This is a genomic window from Corynebacterium lactis RW2-5, assembly GCF_001274895.1.
Lineage (GTDB): Bacteria > Actinomycetota > Actinomycetes > Mycobacteriales > Mycobacteriaceae > Corynebacterium > Corynebacterium lactis.
Genome location: NZ_CP006841.1, coordinates 1,312,179 through 1,327,425 on the forward strand (window position 1 = coordinate 1,312,179; position 15,247 = coordinate 1,327,425).

14 protein-coding genes are annotated in these 15,247 nt (G+C 58.4%); 10 read left to right on the forward strand and 4 right to left on the reverse strand.

What is annotated here, in order from left to right:
• Window positions 1-36: 36 nt before the first annotated feature.
• The gene (locus CLAC_RS05785) at window positions 37-501 is read right to left on the reverse strand and encodes a DUF3817 domain-containing protein (protein WP_053413303.1); all 465 of its coding nucleotides are present in this window, start codon (window positions 499-501) and stop codon (window positions 37-39) included.
• A gap of 116 nt (window positions 502-617) precedes the next feature.
• Between CLAC_RS05785 and ruvC the strand changes: the two genes are divergently transcribed.
• The 8 genes from ruvC (at window position 618) to CLAC_RS05825 (ending at window position 9,471) form a co-directional block, all read left to right on the forward strand.
• Entirely contained in the window at window positions 618-1,160 is a 543-nt protein-coding gene (ruvC, locus tag CLAC_RS05790; protein ID WP_082313156.1) for a crossover junction endodeoxyribonuclease RuvC, read from the forward strand.
• The gene (gene ruvA / locus CLAC_RS05795; RefSeq protein WP_053412088.1) at window positions 1,157-1,786 is read left to right on the forward strand and encodes a Holliday junction branch migration protein RuvA; all 630 of its coding nucleotides are present in this window, start codon (window positions 1,157-1,159) and stop codon (window positions 1,784-1,786) included. Before ruvC ends, ruvA begins: the two co-directional genes overlap by 4 nt.
• Window positions 1,787-1,832: 46 nt before the next feature.
• Window positions 1,833-2,918 (forward strand): Holliday junction branch migration DNA helicase RuvB, encoded by a 1,086-nt coding sequence (gene ruvB / locus CLAC_RS05800; protein WP_053412089.1) that lies wholly within the window; start codon window positions 1,833-1,835, stop codon window positions 2,916-2,918.
• A gap of 86 nt (window positions 2,919-3,004) precedes the next feature.
• The gene (yajC, locus tag CLAC_RS05805) at window positions 3,005-3,373 is read left to right on the forward strand and encodes a preprotein translocase subunit YajC (protein ID WP_082313158.1); all 369 of its coding nucleotides are present in this window, start codon (window positions 3,005-3,007) and stop codon (window positions 3,371-3,373) included.
• A gap of 53 nt (window positions 3,374-3,426) precedes the next feature.
• On the forward strand, window positions 3,427-5,277 hold the full coding sequence (gene secD, locus CLAC_RS05810) for a protein translocase subunit SecD (RefSeq protein WP_053412090.1): 1,851 nt from the start codon (window positions 3,427-3,429) through the stop codon (window positions 5,275-5,277).
• A 6-nt stretch (window positions 5,278-5,283) separates the two neighbouring features.
• Window positions 5,284-6,510, forward strand: a complete 1,227-nt coding sequence (gene secF, locus CLAC_RS05815) for a protein translocase subunit SecF (protein WP_053412091.1) — start codon at window positions 5,284-5,286, stop codon at window positions 6,508-6,510.
• 154 nt (window positions 6,511-6,664) lie between these two features.
• A complete protein-coding gene (locus CLAC_RS05820; RefSeq protein WP_053412092.1) occupies window positions 6,665-7,201 on the forward strand; it encodes an adenine phosphoribosyltransferase in 537 nt (178 codons plus the stop codon).
• A gap of 8 nt (window positions 7,202-7,209) precedes the next feature.
• A complete protein-coding gene (locus CLAC_RS05825; RefSeq protein ID WP_053412093.1) occupies window positions 7,210-9,471 on the forward strand; it encodes a RelA/SpoT family protein in 2,262 nt (753 codons plus the stop codon).
• Window positions 9,472-9,604: 133 nt separating this feature from the next.
• Here CLAC_RS05825 and CLAC_RS05830 read toward each other — a convergent pair whose 3' ends face one another.
• Window positions 9,605-10,480 (reverse strand): peptidylprolyl isomerase, encoded by an 876-nt coding sequence (locus CLAC_RS05830; RefSeq protein ID WP_211255380.1) that lies wholly within the window; start codon window positions 10,478-10,480, stop codon window positions 9,605-9,607.
• Window positions 10,481-10,629: 149 nt separating this feature from the next.
• Here CLAC_RS05830 and CLAC_RS05835 point away from each other — a divergent pair, with 149 nt between their 5' ends.
• Together CLAC_RS05835 and hisS are read left to right on the forward strand one after the other, a co-directional pair.
• Window positions 10,630-11,301 carry an MBL fold metallo-hydrolase gene (locus CLAC_RS05835; RefSeq protein WP_053412094.1) on the forward strand — a complete coding sequence of 224 codons (672 nt, stop codon included), beginning with the start codon at window positions 10,630-10,632 and terminating at the stop codon, window positions 11,299-11,301.
• A 97-nt stretch (window positions 11,302-11,398) separates the two neighbouring features.
• The gene (hisS, locus tag CLAC_RS05840) at window positions 11,399-12,685 is read left to right on the forward strand and encodes a histidine--tRNA ligase (RefSeq protein ID WP_053412095.1); all 1,287 of its coding nucleotides are present in this window, start codon (window positions 11,399-11,401) and stop codon (window positions 12,683-12,685) included.
• A gap of 33 nt (window positions 12,686-12,718) precedes the next feature.
• Here hisS and CLAC_RS05845 read toward each other — a convergent pair whose 3' ends face one another.
• Both CLAC_RS05845 and ypfJ read right to left on the reverse strand, forming a co-directional pair.
• Window positions 12,719-14,161: an L-serine ammonia-lyase gene (locus tag CLAC_RS05845; RefSeq protein ID WP_053412096.1), complete on the reverse strand. Its 1,443-nt coding sequence runs from the start codon at window positions 14,159-14,161 to the stop codon at window positions 12,719-12,721.
• A 34-nt stretch (window positions 14,162-14,195) separates the two neighbouring features.
• Window positions 14,196-15,077 carry a KPN_02809 family neutral zinc metallopeptidase gene (gene ypfJ / locus CLAC_RS05850; RefSeq protein WP_053412097.1) on the reverse strand — a complete coding sequence of 294 codons (882 nt, stop codon included), beginning with the start codon at window positions 15,075-15,077 and terminating at the stop codon, window positions 14,196-14,198.
• Window positions 15,078-15,247 lie beyond the last annotated feature (170 nt).

Genomic DNA, 15,247 nt, shown 5'->3' on the forward strand with positions numbered 1-15,247 from the left:
GGCTGCGGGGACCGTTGCCTCCGAAGGCTTGAGTTTCTAAGAGAACCACTGAGTTGGCGGACCCGCCATAAGTAGCAGAGAGAAGACGACGGCGAGGATAATCAAGATTGCCAATGCAGAAAGGAACGGGCGTCGAATGATGGTGGCGAGTGCCCACTCGAAAATTCCGTTCGGGCGCTCAGAGACATCGGTGAAGCGCCAGGGGCCTTCCAGCAGTCCTGCCTTGAGGGTGTTTTGCTCGAAGGGGTAGGTCATAAACGGGATGATCGAGGAAAAGAGTCCTGCGACACCGCGACCAAAGGTCCACTTCTGGTTAATCCACACCAAAATGGTGGTCGCAACATAGCAGAGGAAGGTGAAACCATGGATACCGCCGAAGATGGTCGTAGCCATTTCGGTTACCTTGAATACGTACTTGAGTGCGAGACCGAGGATTAGTAGCGCCCAGGTCACCATCTCTGCCAGCGCGAGCTTGCCGTAAAGGCCCTTTGGAGTATTCATGGTCATTAACCTATCAAAGTTTGGCCCGACTGCGAGCCAGGCCCTTATGCAAACAAATGTTCGGTAGCTGTGGTATTAGTTTAAGGGTGAATGAATGTGTCGGTGCAGTCCGGGTAATGGGCATTGACCCGGGCCTTACCCGTTGTGGTCTATCCGTTGCGGACGGCGGTCAGGGGAGAAGAGTCGTGCCTATTGCGGTCGGCGTCGCACGTACACCTTCTGATGCTCCGCTGGAGGATCGACTCCTGAGGCTTTCCAATGCGGCCGAACAATGGATGGACGAATACCAGCCGGATGTGGTCGCGATGGAAAGGGTATTCGAAAGAGGAAATGTTTCCACTGTGATGCAGACTGCGCACGCGGTTGGTGTCCTGGTTCTAGCGGCAGCTCGGCGCGGCCTCGAAGTCCATATGTACACGCCCTCTGAAGTGAAGAAAGCACTTACTGGAAACGGTCGTGCGGACAAAAAGCAGATGACCGCGATGGTCACTAGAATTTTGGGGCTGGGAGAGCCTCCAAAGCCGGCCGATGCGGCCGATGCGTTAGCAATTGCAATCTGCCATTGCTGGCGAGCGCCGGTCCTAAGGCGCCAGCGAATGACTATGGAAGCATTAGAAAAGCAACGCAGGTTAGCAGGGAAGGACTCGGAGCGGAAATGATTGCATCACTACGAGGTGAGGTCGTCGACCTTGGTGGAAACTACTGCGTTATCGAATGCGCGGGGGTTGGATACCTAGTAAGCATCACCGCGAGGCTTGCCTCAAGGCTGACTCGGCACGAGGAAACATTGTTGCTGACAACAATGGCTGTCCGCGAGGATGCAATGACGCTGTACGGTTTCGAGAACACGCAGGAACGTGAAATGTTTGCGCTCCTGCGTACGGTCTCGACCGTGGGGCCAAAAGTTGCAATGGCCATTTTGGCGGTATTGTCCCCGGCGGACATCGCTCACGCTGTCGCCACGAAAAACGCGAAAGCACTTCAGGCTGCAAGTGGCGTCGGCAAGCGGTTGGCAGAGCGATTGCTTGTCGAGCTCAAAGACAAAGTCGAGGTTTTCGAGGACCGGGCAGAGATTGCTGGCGAGGATTCCCAAGCGGGCGCGGGAGGCATCGCGGCAGCGGGAGTAGCGCTGAAGGCGGACATGGCTCAGGTTGTTGGAGCTCTTGTCGGCCTCGGCTTCCCGGAGGTGGAGGCCAACTCGGCTGCGGAAGCAGTAGTCGCGGCAGATCCGACACTGGACACGTCGATGGCGCTGAAGGCTGCGCTCAAGGTGCTCGGCAACTAGGCGGCGAGTCCGGCGAATGGTTTTTGTGGAATAGGATTAGGGGACTATGACGGACATCGAACGCACCGAATTCAACGTGCAGGATACCTCCTTTCCCTCGGCGAATGACCGCTTCGGGCAGGCGGGGAGAGATGTCGACGCCAGGGCGCAGTTCGAAGAACTCGATGCGGAGTCGAATCTCAGGCCGAAATCCTTAGATGAGTTCATTGGTCAGCCGAAGGTTCGCAAACAGCTCGACCTTGTTCTGGCAGGAGCCAAAGGCCGCAAAGTGGCCCCGGACCATATCCTGCTTTCGGGTCCGCCCGGGCTGGGCAAGACAACGATGGCGATGATCATTGCACAGGAGATGGGCACGTCGCTGCGAATGACGTCGGGGCCGGCGCTAATTCGGGCAGGAGACCTAGCCGCGATGCTGTCGAACCTGCTCGAAGGGGACATCCTCTTCATCGACGAGATTCACCGCATAGCCAGGCCTGTTGAGGAAATGCTCTACATGGCGATGGAGGATTTTCGCATCGATGTCATCGTAGGCAAGGGGCCTGGCGCGACCTCGATACCGCTGGAAATACCGCCGTTTACCCTGGTAGGGGCCACGACGCGTTCGGGTATGCTAACTGGCCCGCTGCGAGACCGCTTCGGCTTTACCGCTCAGATGGAGTTCTACGAGGTCGAGGACTTAACCAAGGTGGTCACTCGTGCGGCGGGAATTCTCGGGGTGGAAATCAGCGCGGATGCGGCTGTAGAGATTGCATCTCGTTCCCGCGGAACGCCCCGTATCGCGAACCGGCTGCTGCGGCGCGTACGCGATTTCGCTGATGTGCACGCTGGCGGAGTTATTGACCTGGGTGCCGCACGGGCAGCTCTAATCGTATTTGATGTGGACGAGTCTGGTCTGGATCGCCTGGACCGCGCGGTGCTCACCACACTGATTAAAGGCCACGGCGGTGGACCTGTCGGAGTGAACTCACTGGCGTTGGCGGTAGGTGAGGAGCCATCGACAATCGAGGAAGTTTGCGAGCCCTACCTGGTACGTGCCGGCATGATTGCGAGAACCTCGCGGGGACGAGTCGCTACGTTGTCGGCCTGGCAACATCTGGGGCTGCAAGCTCCTCCCGGAACTCTTGGCTCTTAGTTTTTCAACTTGATAGTCGAGAAGTCGAAGCTAAAGGGCCTGTCTGGATGCAACCCAGGCAGGCCCATTGGTTAAACTCGTCATTTATGGATCCAATTATTCTTCTAGTGCTCCTGCTGCTGTTTTTGGCCCTGCCACTGTGGCAGATTGTCAAGCAGAACAAGCAGGTTCGCAATATCCGCGAAATGCAGTCTCGTCTGGTTCCCGGAGCTGAGGTCATTACGGGCTCGGGGATGCATGGCATCGTCGTCGACACCACTGAGACTACGGTCGACCTGACCATCGCCGACGGCGTCGTTACCCGCTGGGAAAAAGCAGCAATCGCGCGTAACCTCTCCGACGGTACAGGTGCTGACTACGCACAGCGTGATCTTCGCAAGACGGACAACTCGGAAGAATCAGCCGAGACCGCGGTATCGCCTTCGCCTCGTGACGGCGTTGAAGAAGAAAAATAGCCTTCGAGCATAGTCCACATATTCCTCATTAGTTTTCAGTCAGGAGCCTTGCTTTGAACAGCAAATCCAGAGGTGGCTCGAGTACTTTTCAGCGTCATTGGCCCCAATGGCTTTTGGCGCTGTTTGCTGCTTTCCTCGTCCTTACTTATGCCCTCGTCCTGTTTACGGGTGGGGGATCGCTTAAGCCCAAGTTAGGCATCGACCTTCAGGGCGGTACCCGAGTGACCCTGGTTCCGCAGGGGCAGCAGCCTACTCGCGAACAGCTAGACCAGGCTCGCACAATCCTCGAGAACCGTGTCAACGGTATGGGCGTCAGCGGAGCCCAGGTGGTCACGGACGGCGATACCCTCGTAATCACAGTTCCGGGCGAAGACTCGCAAGAGGCTCGTTCGCTCGGCCAGACTTCGCAGTTGTTCTTCCGTCCCGTCGCTCAGCCTCAGCAGGGGCCGGACGAGGCACGGTTCGCAGAGGTTGTGAAGAAAGTCGCCGAAGACTGGGTTTCGGTGGGCATTCTTTCTAAGGAAGAAGCGACCGAGCAGGTTAATAAACTCTTCGAGTCGATGAAGCAGCAGCAGGAGCAGACGATTAAGTCTCTCAAAGCACAGAACCCGGACCAGCCCATCCCACCGGAGCTCGAAAAAAGCCTGGGTGAGGCCCCGAAGCTGGACTTGAAGGAACCGGCGAAACCTGCGAACTCCATCGAGGCCGCAGAGCTTCGGACAAAGGTCCGAGACGTGCTGTTGGCTACGCGCCAGTCAGAAGATGAAACTACCCAGGTTGCTGCAGCGGCCATGATGCGCTGCACCGATCCAAATGCGCCTGACCCGCTGCAGGGTGCAGATGACCCGGCCAAACCGCTTGTTACCTGCTCCCCAGATGGTGGCCAGACTCTTGTTTTGGACAAATCGCCACTGCTTAACGGACAGACCGATGAGGTCAAGGGCAAGCGTCTTTCCGGTGACGATATCGATACCAATGCTCCCATCGTGGGCGGTTTTGATCAGCAGTCCGGCGAAATCCAGGTCTCCTTTAGCTTCAAGTCGGGCCCGAACGATGCAGGCGGCGCAACTTGGGCGAAACTGACCCAGGATTACCTGCAGCGCCAGGTCGCTATTGTGCTGGACTCGAAAGTAATTTCTGCGCCTGTTATCCAGGCTGCAACGCCAGTCGGTAATGCAACTCGAATCACCGGTGACTTCAGCGTCGACGAGGCTCAGACTTTGGCCAACAACCTCCGCTATGGCGCGCTTCCGCTGTCGTTCGCAGGAGAAGACGGCGAGCCAGGCGGTACGACCACGACGATTCCGGCGACTCTCGGTAGCGCCTCTCTCCAGGCTGGCCTCATTGCAGGCCTGATTGGTATCGCTCTCATTTTCGTCTACGCGTTGGCCCTCTACCGTGGATTGGGCGCGATTTCGATCGTTTCTCTTGCCGCTGCGGGCGCAATGATTTACGGCGTGCTCATCCTTCTCGGCCGCTGGATTGGTTACTCCCTGGATCTCGCGGGTATCGCAGGCATCATCATCTCTATCGGTACTACGGCGGACTCGTTCATCGTCTTCTTCGAGCGCATCAAGGACGAACTGCGGGCCGGCCGGACGTTCCGTTCTGCTGTCCCGCACGCATGGCGCCGTGCTCGCCGCACGATTCTGTCGGGTAACTTCGTTTCGATTATCGCAGCTGTGGTGCTCTACATTTTGGCGATCGGTGACGTTCGCGGTTTCGCCTTCACCCTGGGCTTGTCGACATTCTTCGACATCGTGACCGCGTTCTTTGTCACGGCACCACTGGTCATTCTGGCTACTCGCAAATGGCCCGCGCTTTCCAAGCCCTCCATGAACGGATTCGGTTCCGTGATGGAGTTGGCCCGAGCAACCCGCAGTAGCGACAAAGAGGGGAAGTAAGAGTCGATGACTACCAAGCAAGTTACGCAGACTCGCGAGTCCATCGCGGAGAAGAAGTCCTTCTTCCGTCGCCTCTATACCGGTGTCGGTGGCATCGATATCGTCGGAAAGCGGAAGCAGTGGTATCAAATTGCGGCCGGAGTAATCATCGTGGCGTTGGCCGCGATGCTGATCCGAGGGTTCAGCCTGGGCATCGATTTCGAAGGCGGAACCAAGATAACCATGCCTCCGGCCGAGGTCACGACGTCGCAGGCTGAAGACGTGTTCAAGGATGCGACCGGTAAAACTCCGGAGCTGGTGCAGATCATCGGCTCCGGCGATGGCCGCATCCTGGAGATCACATCCGAGCGTCTGACTCAGGAGGAGATCAATAACGCTCGGGTGGCGCTGAACAACGCCTTCAAGCCCGTCGACGCGCAGGGCACTCAGACACCGGACGCGATTGGTGACTCGACGGTTTCGGAGTCCTGGGGCGAGTCGATTACGAACCGTATGCTCTTGGCCGCGGTTGTGTTCCTGGCGCTGGTCTTCGCCTACATTGCCGTGCGATTCGAACGCGATATGGCTATCTCGGCGATTTTCTCGTTGCTAATCGACGGCATCGTGATCATGGGAATCTACGCCCTGATTGGACTCGATGTCACCCCGGCGACCATCATCGGTTTGCTAACGGTGCTGTCCTTCTCGCTCTACGACACCGTCGTGGTCTTCGACAAGGTCGACGAGAATACAGCTGGATACCGGCAATCGACGAGAAAGACCTACGGCGAGCTGGTGAATCTCGCAGTCAACGAAACGATTATGAGGTCGATTAACACGACCGTCTCCACCCTGTTACCGATTGCGGCACTGATGATTATCGCAGTGGGATTGCTCGGTGTGGGCACGTTGAAGGATCTTGCGCTCGTGCAGTTGATTGGTATTGTCCAGGGCACCTTCTCGTCAATCTTCCTCGCCGCGCCTTTCGTTGTGTCACTGAAGGCGAAGCAGCGCAAATACCGCGAGCATGACGAGGCGGTAGCAAGAGTGCGCGCCGCAGTTGCAGACGATCGTGCGGATGGGGAACAGGCGGTAGCCGAGAGCGTCGAAACTTCGACAACTGATACTGCTACGCCTGCTGTACCGCAGGGAGATACTAAGCGGGTAGTGACAACGCCGGAGCCTCCGGCGAAGCCATCGCGGAATTCCTCGGCAGGTGAAGGGCCTCTGACGTGGCGTCCGGGGAACCGCTAGATAAGCGGTCACCTCGGGGGTAAAAACCTTCAAACCTGCAGCTCGTGAAGTTGCAGGGGTTAAGGAAAAATATAGGAAACTATAGGGAATAGGCACAGTGCGGGTATCTTTTACATATACCCGCACTGTGCCTATTTGGAAGTGAGCTACCCCAGTGTCGTATGCGAACGCGCGCGAAGCGTTGGCCGAAAAGATTCGCCTCGTCCCCGACTTTCCAGTCGACGGTGTCCTCTTCGAGGATCTGACACCTGCCTTGGCGGACCCCGAGGCTTTTTCCCTGGTCGTGGATGAAGTCGCAGCGAAGGCGAAGGAATACGGTGCCGAACTAATTGGCAGCTTGGATGCCCGCGGATTCCTTATCGGGTCCGCAGTCGCGTACAAAGAGGGGCTCGGCGTGCTCGCGATTCGCAAGAAGGGCAAGTTGCCGCCGCCCGTACACACTGAGTCATACGCACTCGAATACGGTGAGGCCGCGTTGGAGATTCCGGCAGAGGGCATTGACCTTACTGACAGAAAAGTAGTACTGGTCGATGACGTGCTAGCCACGGGCGGAACCCTGTGTGCAGCCCGTAAACTGTTGGAAACAGCCGGCGCCAAAGTCACTGGACTGTGCTGTGTATTGGAGGTTGAGGGGCTCGGCGCGCGTGAGAGGCTGGCCGATCTTCCCCTTTTCATTGTCAATAAGGGGTGAATCAGATAATGGCTGACGTTTCTGCGCGCCGCTACGGAGCACGCCTCGCCCGTAGCCTCACTGGAAACCGGACTAAGATTCGTCCGGTGCTCGACCCTCTTGTGGCTGTCCACCGACAGGTGCATCCGCGGGCCGACCTCGCTGTTTTACAGCGCGCATATGACACCGCAGAACGTCTCCACGCGGGTGTCTTCCGTAAGTCCGGTGAGCCCTATATCACCCATCCGTTGGCGGTAGCAACGATTGCAGCCGAGATCGGTATGGATACAACCACGCTGGTGGCAGCCCTTCTGCACGACACAGTGGAGGATACCGACTACAGCCTCGAGGATCTGACTCGAGACTTTGGGCCGGAGGTAGCACGCCTGGTCGATGGCGTAACGAAACTGGACAAGGTGGCGCTCGGCTCCGCTGCAGAAGCGGAAACTGTGCGGAAGATGATTATCGCGATGAGCCAGGATCCGCGTGTTCTGGTAATCAAGGTCGCCGATCGCCTTCATAACATGCGAACCATGCGCTTTCTGCCGCCTGAAAAGCAAGCAAAAAAGGCGCGCGAAACCTTGGAAGTTATCGCACCCCTTGCTCACCGCCTGGGTATGGCTAGCGTCAAGTGGGAGCTCGAGGACCTCTCGTTCGCCATCTTGTACCCGAAGAAGTATGACGAAATTGTGCGGTTGGTAGCGGACCGAGCACCACAGCGTGACCGCTATATCCGCGAAGTTTCGGATTTGATTCTAAAAGACCTGCGCGAGTCTCATGTCGCCGCCGAGGTACAGGGACGCCCGAAGCATTATTGGTCGATTTACCAGAAAATGATTGTCCGTGGTCACGAGTTCGACGAGATTTTCGATCTTGTCGGCCTGCGTATTCTGGTGGACACCACAAAGGACTGCTACGCAGCGATGGGCGCGGTCCACTCACTGTTTAAGCCGATGCCAGGAAGGTTCAAGGACTATATCTCAGCACCTCGCTTCGGGGTGTATCAGTCACTTCACACCACTGTTATCGGTCCCGGCGGAAACCCGTTGGAGGTGCAGATTCGAACGCACGAGATGCACTACAACGCCGAATACGGAATTGCAGCGCACTGGCGCTACAAGGAGACGAAGGGCTCCCATAAGGGCGATTCCGCAGAGGTTGACCAAATGGCGTGGATGCGCCAGTTGCTGGACTGGCAGCGAGAGGCCGCGGACCCGAACGAGTTCCTCGACTCCCTGCGCTATGACCTCGCCTCGACTGAGACCTTCGCGTTTACGCCGAAGGGTGACGTCATCACCCTGCCGGCCGACGCAACTCCGGTGGACTTCGCCTATGCGGTGCATACTGAGGTGGGGCACAGGTGTATCGGCGCGAAGGTCAACGGCAAATTGGTTGCCCTCGAGTCTCACCTAAAGACCGGCGATCGAGTCGAGATTTTCACATCTAAAGACGCGCACTCTGGTCCTTCGAAAGACTGGCTTAAGTTCGTCAAGACTCCTCGCGCGAAAGCGAAGATTCGGCAATGGTTTGCGAAGGAACTCCGCGAGGAAGCCCTTGATGCAGGCCGTGACGCGCTGGCGGCCGAGGTCCAACGTGGTGGCCTACCTATGCATCGCCTGTTCACTCCGGCTTCCATTAAGCAGATTGCCTCGGAGCTGCATTATGGCGATGTCGACGCTCTCTACACCGCTATCGGCAAGGGGCAGGTGTCGGCTCGGCACGTGACCAACCGTCTTGTGGCGCAGTTCTCGGGCGAAGAGGATGCGGAAGACCAACTAGTAGAGCGCACCCCGATGTCGAAGATGCAGCCGCGTCCGGGTTCTCGCCGTGGTGACCGAACGGGAGTGCTTGTCGCAGGCGATGCAGATCTTGCCGCAAAACTCGCCAAGTGTTGCACCCCTGTGCCCGGCGATGACATCTTCGGCTTTGTCACCCGCGGTGGTGGCGTGAGCGTTCACCGCACCGACTGCACTAATGCTGAGAAGCTGCACCAGGAGCCCGAACGTATCATCGAGGTTTCCTGGGCCACGGATTCCTCCGGGGCAGTGTTTATGGTAACCGTCCAAATCGAGGCTTTGGACCGCCATGGTCTGCTATCCGAGATTACGCGCACGATTTCGGATCAGAAGGTCTCGATCCTGGCAACGTCTTCGCACACCTCCGATGACCGCGTGGCTGTCATGCGTTTTAGCTTCGAGGTATCGGACACTAAGCAGATGGGATACATCCTCAATGTGTTGCGCAGTATCGAGGGGGTTTTTGATGTCTACCGAGTTACCAGTGGCCAGTAATCGCTTTCCGACGACCACATGGTCTCGATAACCCTTCGCCCTTGGGGCGATGGTTGCATTGAAACTAAAAGCTCCGTGGCACTGAGGTAACTCCTCGTGCCACGGAGCTTCTGCGTTATCGCGCTGTTGCCCCTTAGGCCTTGACCTCGGCGGTCTGGATACGAACTTCCTTAGCGGGCTTGCCGTCGGAGGTTCCGCCTCCTTCGATGCCGTTCTTGGCAATGCCTTCGACCGTCTTCGTGCCCTCCTCAGTCATGGAACCTAGGATGGTGTACTGCGGGGGCAGCTGGGAGTCTGCCCAGTTGAGGAAGAACTGGCTGCCGTTGGCATCCGGATCGCCCGGGTTTGCCATCGCAATGGAGCCCTTCGGGTAGACGACCGGAGCATTCTGGTCCAACCCGGAGTCCTTGACCGGCCATTCGCCGGCGAACTTGAATCCCGGGCCGCCGGTGCCGGTGCCCGTCGGGTCGCCACACTGCAGCACATTGAGCCCGCCGCCGGTGACGCGGTGGCACACGGTGTCGTTGAAGTAACCGGACTGAGCCATCGTTTCGATTGCGTTTACGCCGCAGGGGGACAGGGAGCGATCGAGTTCCATAGGAATGTCACCTTGATTTGTCTTCAAAGTGACGGTCTTCGTGCCGGTCGCTGGGACGTTATCGGTGCGTGGCTTGTCGACTGCCTTCGCGGCCTCGCCATCATTCGGGTACTCGCAAGTAACGGTCTCGGGAAGGGCTTCAGCTCGTTTCATCGGGGCGGCGTCACCACTGACCGGAGTAGCAGTTAGAGCCACGGGTTGGGTTGCAGTGTCGGTAGCAGAGTCCGCTTCTGTTGACTCGTCGCCGCCTGCAGTGGTGAGCAGGTAGATGCCGCCGCCGATGGCGAAGAGAATCGCCAGGGTTGTTATGACTACGCCCAGCGGCTTTAGCTTCTCGTTGCGTTCGCGGCGGGACAGTTCCCGCTCCAGCTTGCGCATCGCGTCTTTGCGCCTCTGCTCGTTATTTGCCACTTGTTTTCTCCGTCTCTATCAATCGGTCACGATCGAAGGGTCTGTAATAACTAAACATCTATTATGCCCGTCGTTAGGCGGTAGTGGGGAAAGTGGTTCCCGTAGGAGTTTCTGCACAATTTTGATGACAGGCACTACAATTTAGGGCTATGGAGATTTTTGGTTTTCCCGCGGGCCCATTTCAGACAAACTGCTACGTTGCCACGGGCACAGCAGCTATGGAGGGAATTGAAACCCCGTGCGTCATCATCGACCCGGGTTTCGGTGCCTTTAACGTTGTGCGCGCCGAAGTGGAGAAGCGGCGTTGGAAGCCTGAGGCGATTCTGCTGACTCACGGCCATATCGACCACATTCGTGACGTCGCTGAGGCTGCGAAATACTGGGATATTCCGGTAATGATTCATAAGGCGGACAATTCCCTGTTGTCGGACCCGTCAAGTGGAGCTTCCTGGTTCGGTCACCTCTTCGACATGGAGTCGATGGAAGCGTATCGGGACGCGCAGTTTTTTGATGACGGTGACGAGGTCAAGTGGGCTGGGTTGAACTTCGCGGTGTCTCACGCCCCTGGGCACTCTCCGGGCTGTGTCATGCTGCGTGCTTTTGACGGCGGAGACGAGGTTCTCTTTGCCGGTGATGTTGTTTTCAATGGCTCGGTGGGGCGAACGGACCTACCGGGGTCCAGCCCGGAGCAGATGCGTCTTTCTTTGAAGAATAAGGTGCTCACTCTTCCGGATGAACTCATTATTCTCCCGGGCCACGGCCCGACCTCGACGATTGGGGATGAACGGAAGAATAACCCCTTCCTTCAGAACTTGGATTAAGGGGGGGCAAGGTTGGTGGGCGCCCGCTGCGCAATATCGGGTATGCAACCGGCGACGAATACCGCTGTGGAAATGACGGCCAGGTAAGGTGGTTTGGGTGAACTCGAGCCAGAAGCCCAAGAAGATTAAGCCCTTTTCCGCGCCGAAAGGCGTGCCGGACTACGTACCGCCGATTTCCCGTGAGTTCGAGGCGGTACGAAACTCTTTCCAGCACCGTGCCCGCCTCGCCGGGTACGAGCATATTGAGCTGCCTATTTTCGAGGAGACGGGTCTCTTTGCGCGCGGCGTTGGTGAATCTACTGATGTAGTCAGCAAGGAGATGTACACCTTCGCGGATCGCGGTGAGCGCTCGGTGACTCTGCGCCCGGAGGGCACCGCCGGTGTGATGCGCGCCGTTATCGAGCACAACCTCGACCGCGGCCAGCTCCCCGTTAAGCTTTCTTACGCCGGCCCCTTCTTCCGCTACGAGCGCCCGCAGGCTGGCCGCTACCGTCAACTTCAGCAGGTGGGTGTCGAAGCGATTGGCGTGGACGACCCGGCACTGGATGCTGAGGTTATCGCGCTTGCCGACGCCTGCTTCCGCGGCATTGGCCTGACGGGTTTTCGCTTGGAGCTGACCAGCCTCGGCGATAACACCTGTCGCCCGGAGTACCGCAAGAAGCTGCAAGAGTTCCTGTTTTCTCTCGATTTAGACGAAGAGACCCGGCACCGCGCGGACATCAATCCTCTGCGGGTATTGGATGACAAGCGACCCGAGGTTCAGGAACAGCTCGTAGACGCTCCGCTGATGTTGGACTACCTTTCCGATAGCAGCAGGGAGCACTTCGAAACGGTGACAGGCCTCCTCAATGCCATGGGGGTTGAGTACACCATCAACCCGCGCATGGTTCGCGGCCTCGATTACTACACGAAGACCTGCTTCGAGTTCGTGCACGATGGCCTAGGTGCGCAGTCCGGTATCGGTGGCGGTGGCCGCTATGACGGCCTGATGGCGCAACTCGGTGGTCAAGAACTTTCCGGTATCGGTTTTGGGCTAGGCGTCGACCGCGCGTTGCTGGCCTTGGAAGCGGAGCAGAAGCAGGCTTCGGATGGCCGCCGTGTAGATGTCTACGGCGTTGCACTGGGCGAGGACGCTGCCCGCGAGATGGCGATTCAGATTAACAAATTGCGCCAGGCTGGAATTCGCGCCGACATGTCCTATGGAGGCCGGGGACTAAAGGGCGCGATGAAGGGCGCAGACCGCGCCGGCGCGCGCTTTGCACTGGTTCTGGGCGAGTCCGAACTCGCCGAAGGTCAGGTGCAGGTCAAGGATCTCACCGAGCACGCTCAGCACGCGGTGGCGCTGGAAAATCTCGCAGAAGAATTGCGCGGCCTGCTCCAGTAATTTTGGGGAGCTAGGCGTGGGCGATTACTATGCTTAGCACTCCGTCATATTAACTCGCAGCCCCAGCGTCGCTGCGAGCCCGCCGGCTGCAGTCTCCTTGTACTTGCTGAGCATATCGCGGCCGGTCTCGTCCATAGTCTTCATGACCTGGTCCAGGCTGACGGAATGCGTGCCATCTCCGAGAAGGGCGAATCGAGCGGCATTAATGGCTCCCACGGAGGCCATCGCGTTGCGTTCGATGCACGGAATTTGAACCAATCCTCCTACCGGATCGCAGGTGAGCCCCAGGCTGTGCTCAAGCGCAATCTCGGCGGCGTTTTCTACTTGCTTCACTGACCCGCCGAGGAAGCTGCACAGGGCGGCGGCAGCCATTGCCGATGCGGATCCCACCTCGCCTTGGCAGCCGACCTCTGCCCCTGAAATGGATGCGTTTTCCTTGATTATGTTTCCCACGGCCGCCGCGGTTAGAAGGAATTTTCTCGCTGCTTCTCGGTTGAATCCGGGTCGGAAATTCTTGGCATAGTGCATCACCGCTGGGATGATTCCCGCTGCGCCGTTAGTCGGGGCAGTCACTACTCGTCCTCCCGCCGCATTCTCCTCGTTAACGGCGAGCGCAAAAACATTGACCCACTCCATTGCATGCAGTGGATCGAGGGAGGAGAAGGTGTTTTCGTTCCTCTCTCTTGCCGCTTCGCGTAGCTTAGCGACGACGGTTGGCGCCCGCCGAGGTACTCCGAGCCCGCCGGGCAGGACACCGTCGGTATGCAAGCCCCGATCAATGCACAGTTGCATGGTTTCCCAGACGGTGTCTAGGTGGGAGTGGATATGGTCGCGGGCGGCGGAGTCGGCCAAAAAATGGTCGTTGTCGCGAGCGAGCGCGATCTCATTGGCCAGCATCGTGTCAGCGATAGACAGATTCTCCCTCTGACAGACATCGACCAAATCGGCGGCGCATGTGAAGGGGAAGGGGACGGCAACCTCGGCGTCGTTTGCAAATCGCGCGCCGGGGCCGGCCGTCGCACTGTCGGCGTTGGCCACTGCGCGACGGTATTCAGTGTCAGAGACGATGAAACCGCCTCCGACCGAATAGTACGTTTCGGTGGGCTCTGCTGAGCCGTCGGCGAAAAAGGACACCGCGTTGGGGTGTGCCGGCATCGCGGTGGCATCGAATTCTATGCTGTATTCAAGTTGTCCGTTGGGCGCGTCCACTGATCCGGAAACTGGAATGGCGGCGCCAGGAGGGAAGAGCGCTTCGGGGTCGACGGATGCCGGTTCGTATCCTGCAAGGCCCAGGACCACGGCTCGGTCGGTGCCGTGGCCCCGGCCGGTAGCGGCAAGCGACCCTCGCAGAACAATGCGGCCGCTGGTGGGCGCATGTTTATGGACGAAAGCCCCCGCAGCCCTCATCGGGCCGACGGTGTGGGAGGAGGACGGCCCGATGCCGATACTGAAAAGATTCAGCGCACTAATCGTCATAGCGCGCAAGGTTACCTTCTAGTCTGCGTGTGCTCTAGCGGTACACGCCGCGGTCGAGAGTGTCGCACTGGGCCATCTGTCCGGACTTGTAGCCGGCGAGGAACGAGTTCATGCGGTCCTCTGAAGAACCGTGAGTCCACAGGTCGGGCTGGATGTCGCCGCCGTTGTGCTTCTGGATGGTGTCATCGCCGATAGCCCGGGTTGTTTCGAGGGCGTCGGAGACCTGCTCGTCGGAAAGCGGTTCGAGAATGCGGTCTGGGCCCTCGTCCGCGTAGTGGGCCCAAATGCCGGCGTAGCAGTCGGCTTGCAGCTCGAGCTTCACGGCATCGGATTCCGGGCCGGGATTGTTGTAGTCGATACGGCCGAGTGTGCCCTCCAGCTTCTGGATGTGGTGGCCGAACTCGTGAGCTACTACGTACTCTTGTGCCAGCGGACCGGAGCCGCCACCCATCTGTGCCAGAGTGTCGAAGAATGTCGCATCGAAATAGGCGGTTTCGTCGGCAGGACAGTAGAACGGGCCGGTGGAAGAGGAGGCGGTGCCACAGCCCGTACTCGTGCCGCCGGAGAAGAGGACTATCTTTGGCCGGGTGTATTCGATACCGGCCTGGTTGGCTAGTTGGTCTTGCCAGACGCGGTCGAGGGAAATGCCGGTAAATTCGATACGGCAATCGACGCTGTTGTTCGCGTCCTCGCCAGTTTTGCAGTTGTCTTGAGTCTGCGACTGCTCGATTGCGCCCTGGCTGCTGTCGCCACGCGTGAGCTGGTTGAGCTGGCCAGGGTCTCCTCCGAGCAGGAGGTAGAGTCCGATAAGCACGATACTTCCGAGGCCTCCCCCGCCAAGAGCGATGGTGCGCCCGCCGCCTCCGCGACGCTCCGCGCGCGCCTCAGTCTTTTCAAAGTCATTCCTGAAGGTCATAACAGCGATTATTCCATCTCACAGGTTGCATATCTGCGTAATGAAGCATCGGCGTGGGGTTGGGCTCACTAAGCCTTGAGCCATAAAGCACCTCGTGTTCATTGACGGTCGACGACAGGGTAGACTGCTTTGACGAAACATTAGGGACTTCCTGGAAAGGACTAGCCCCA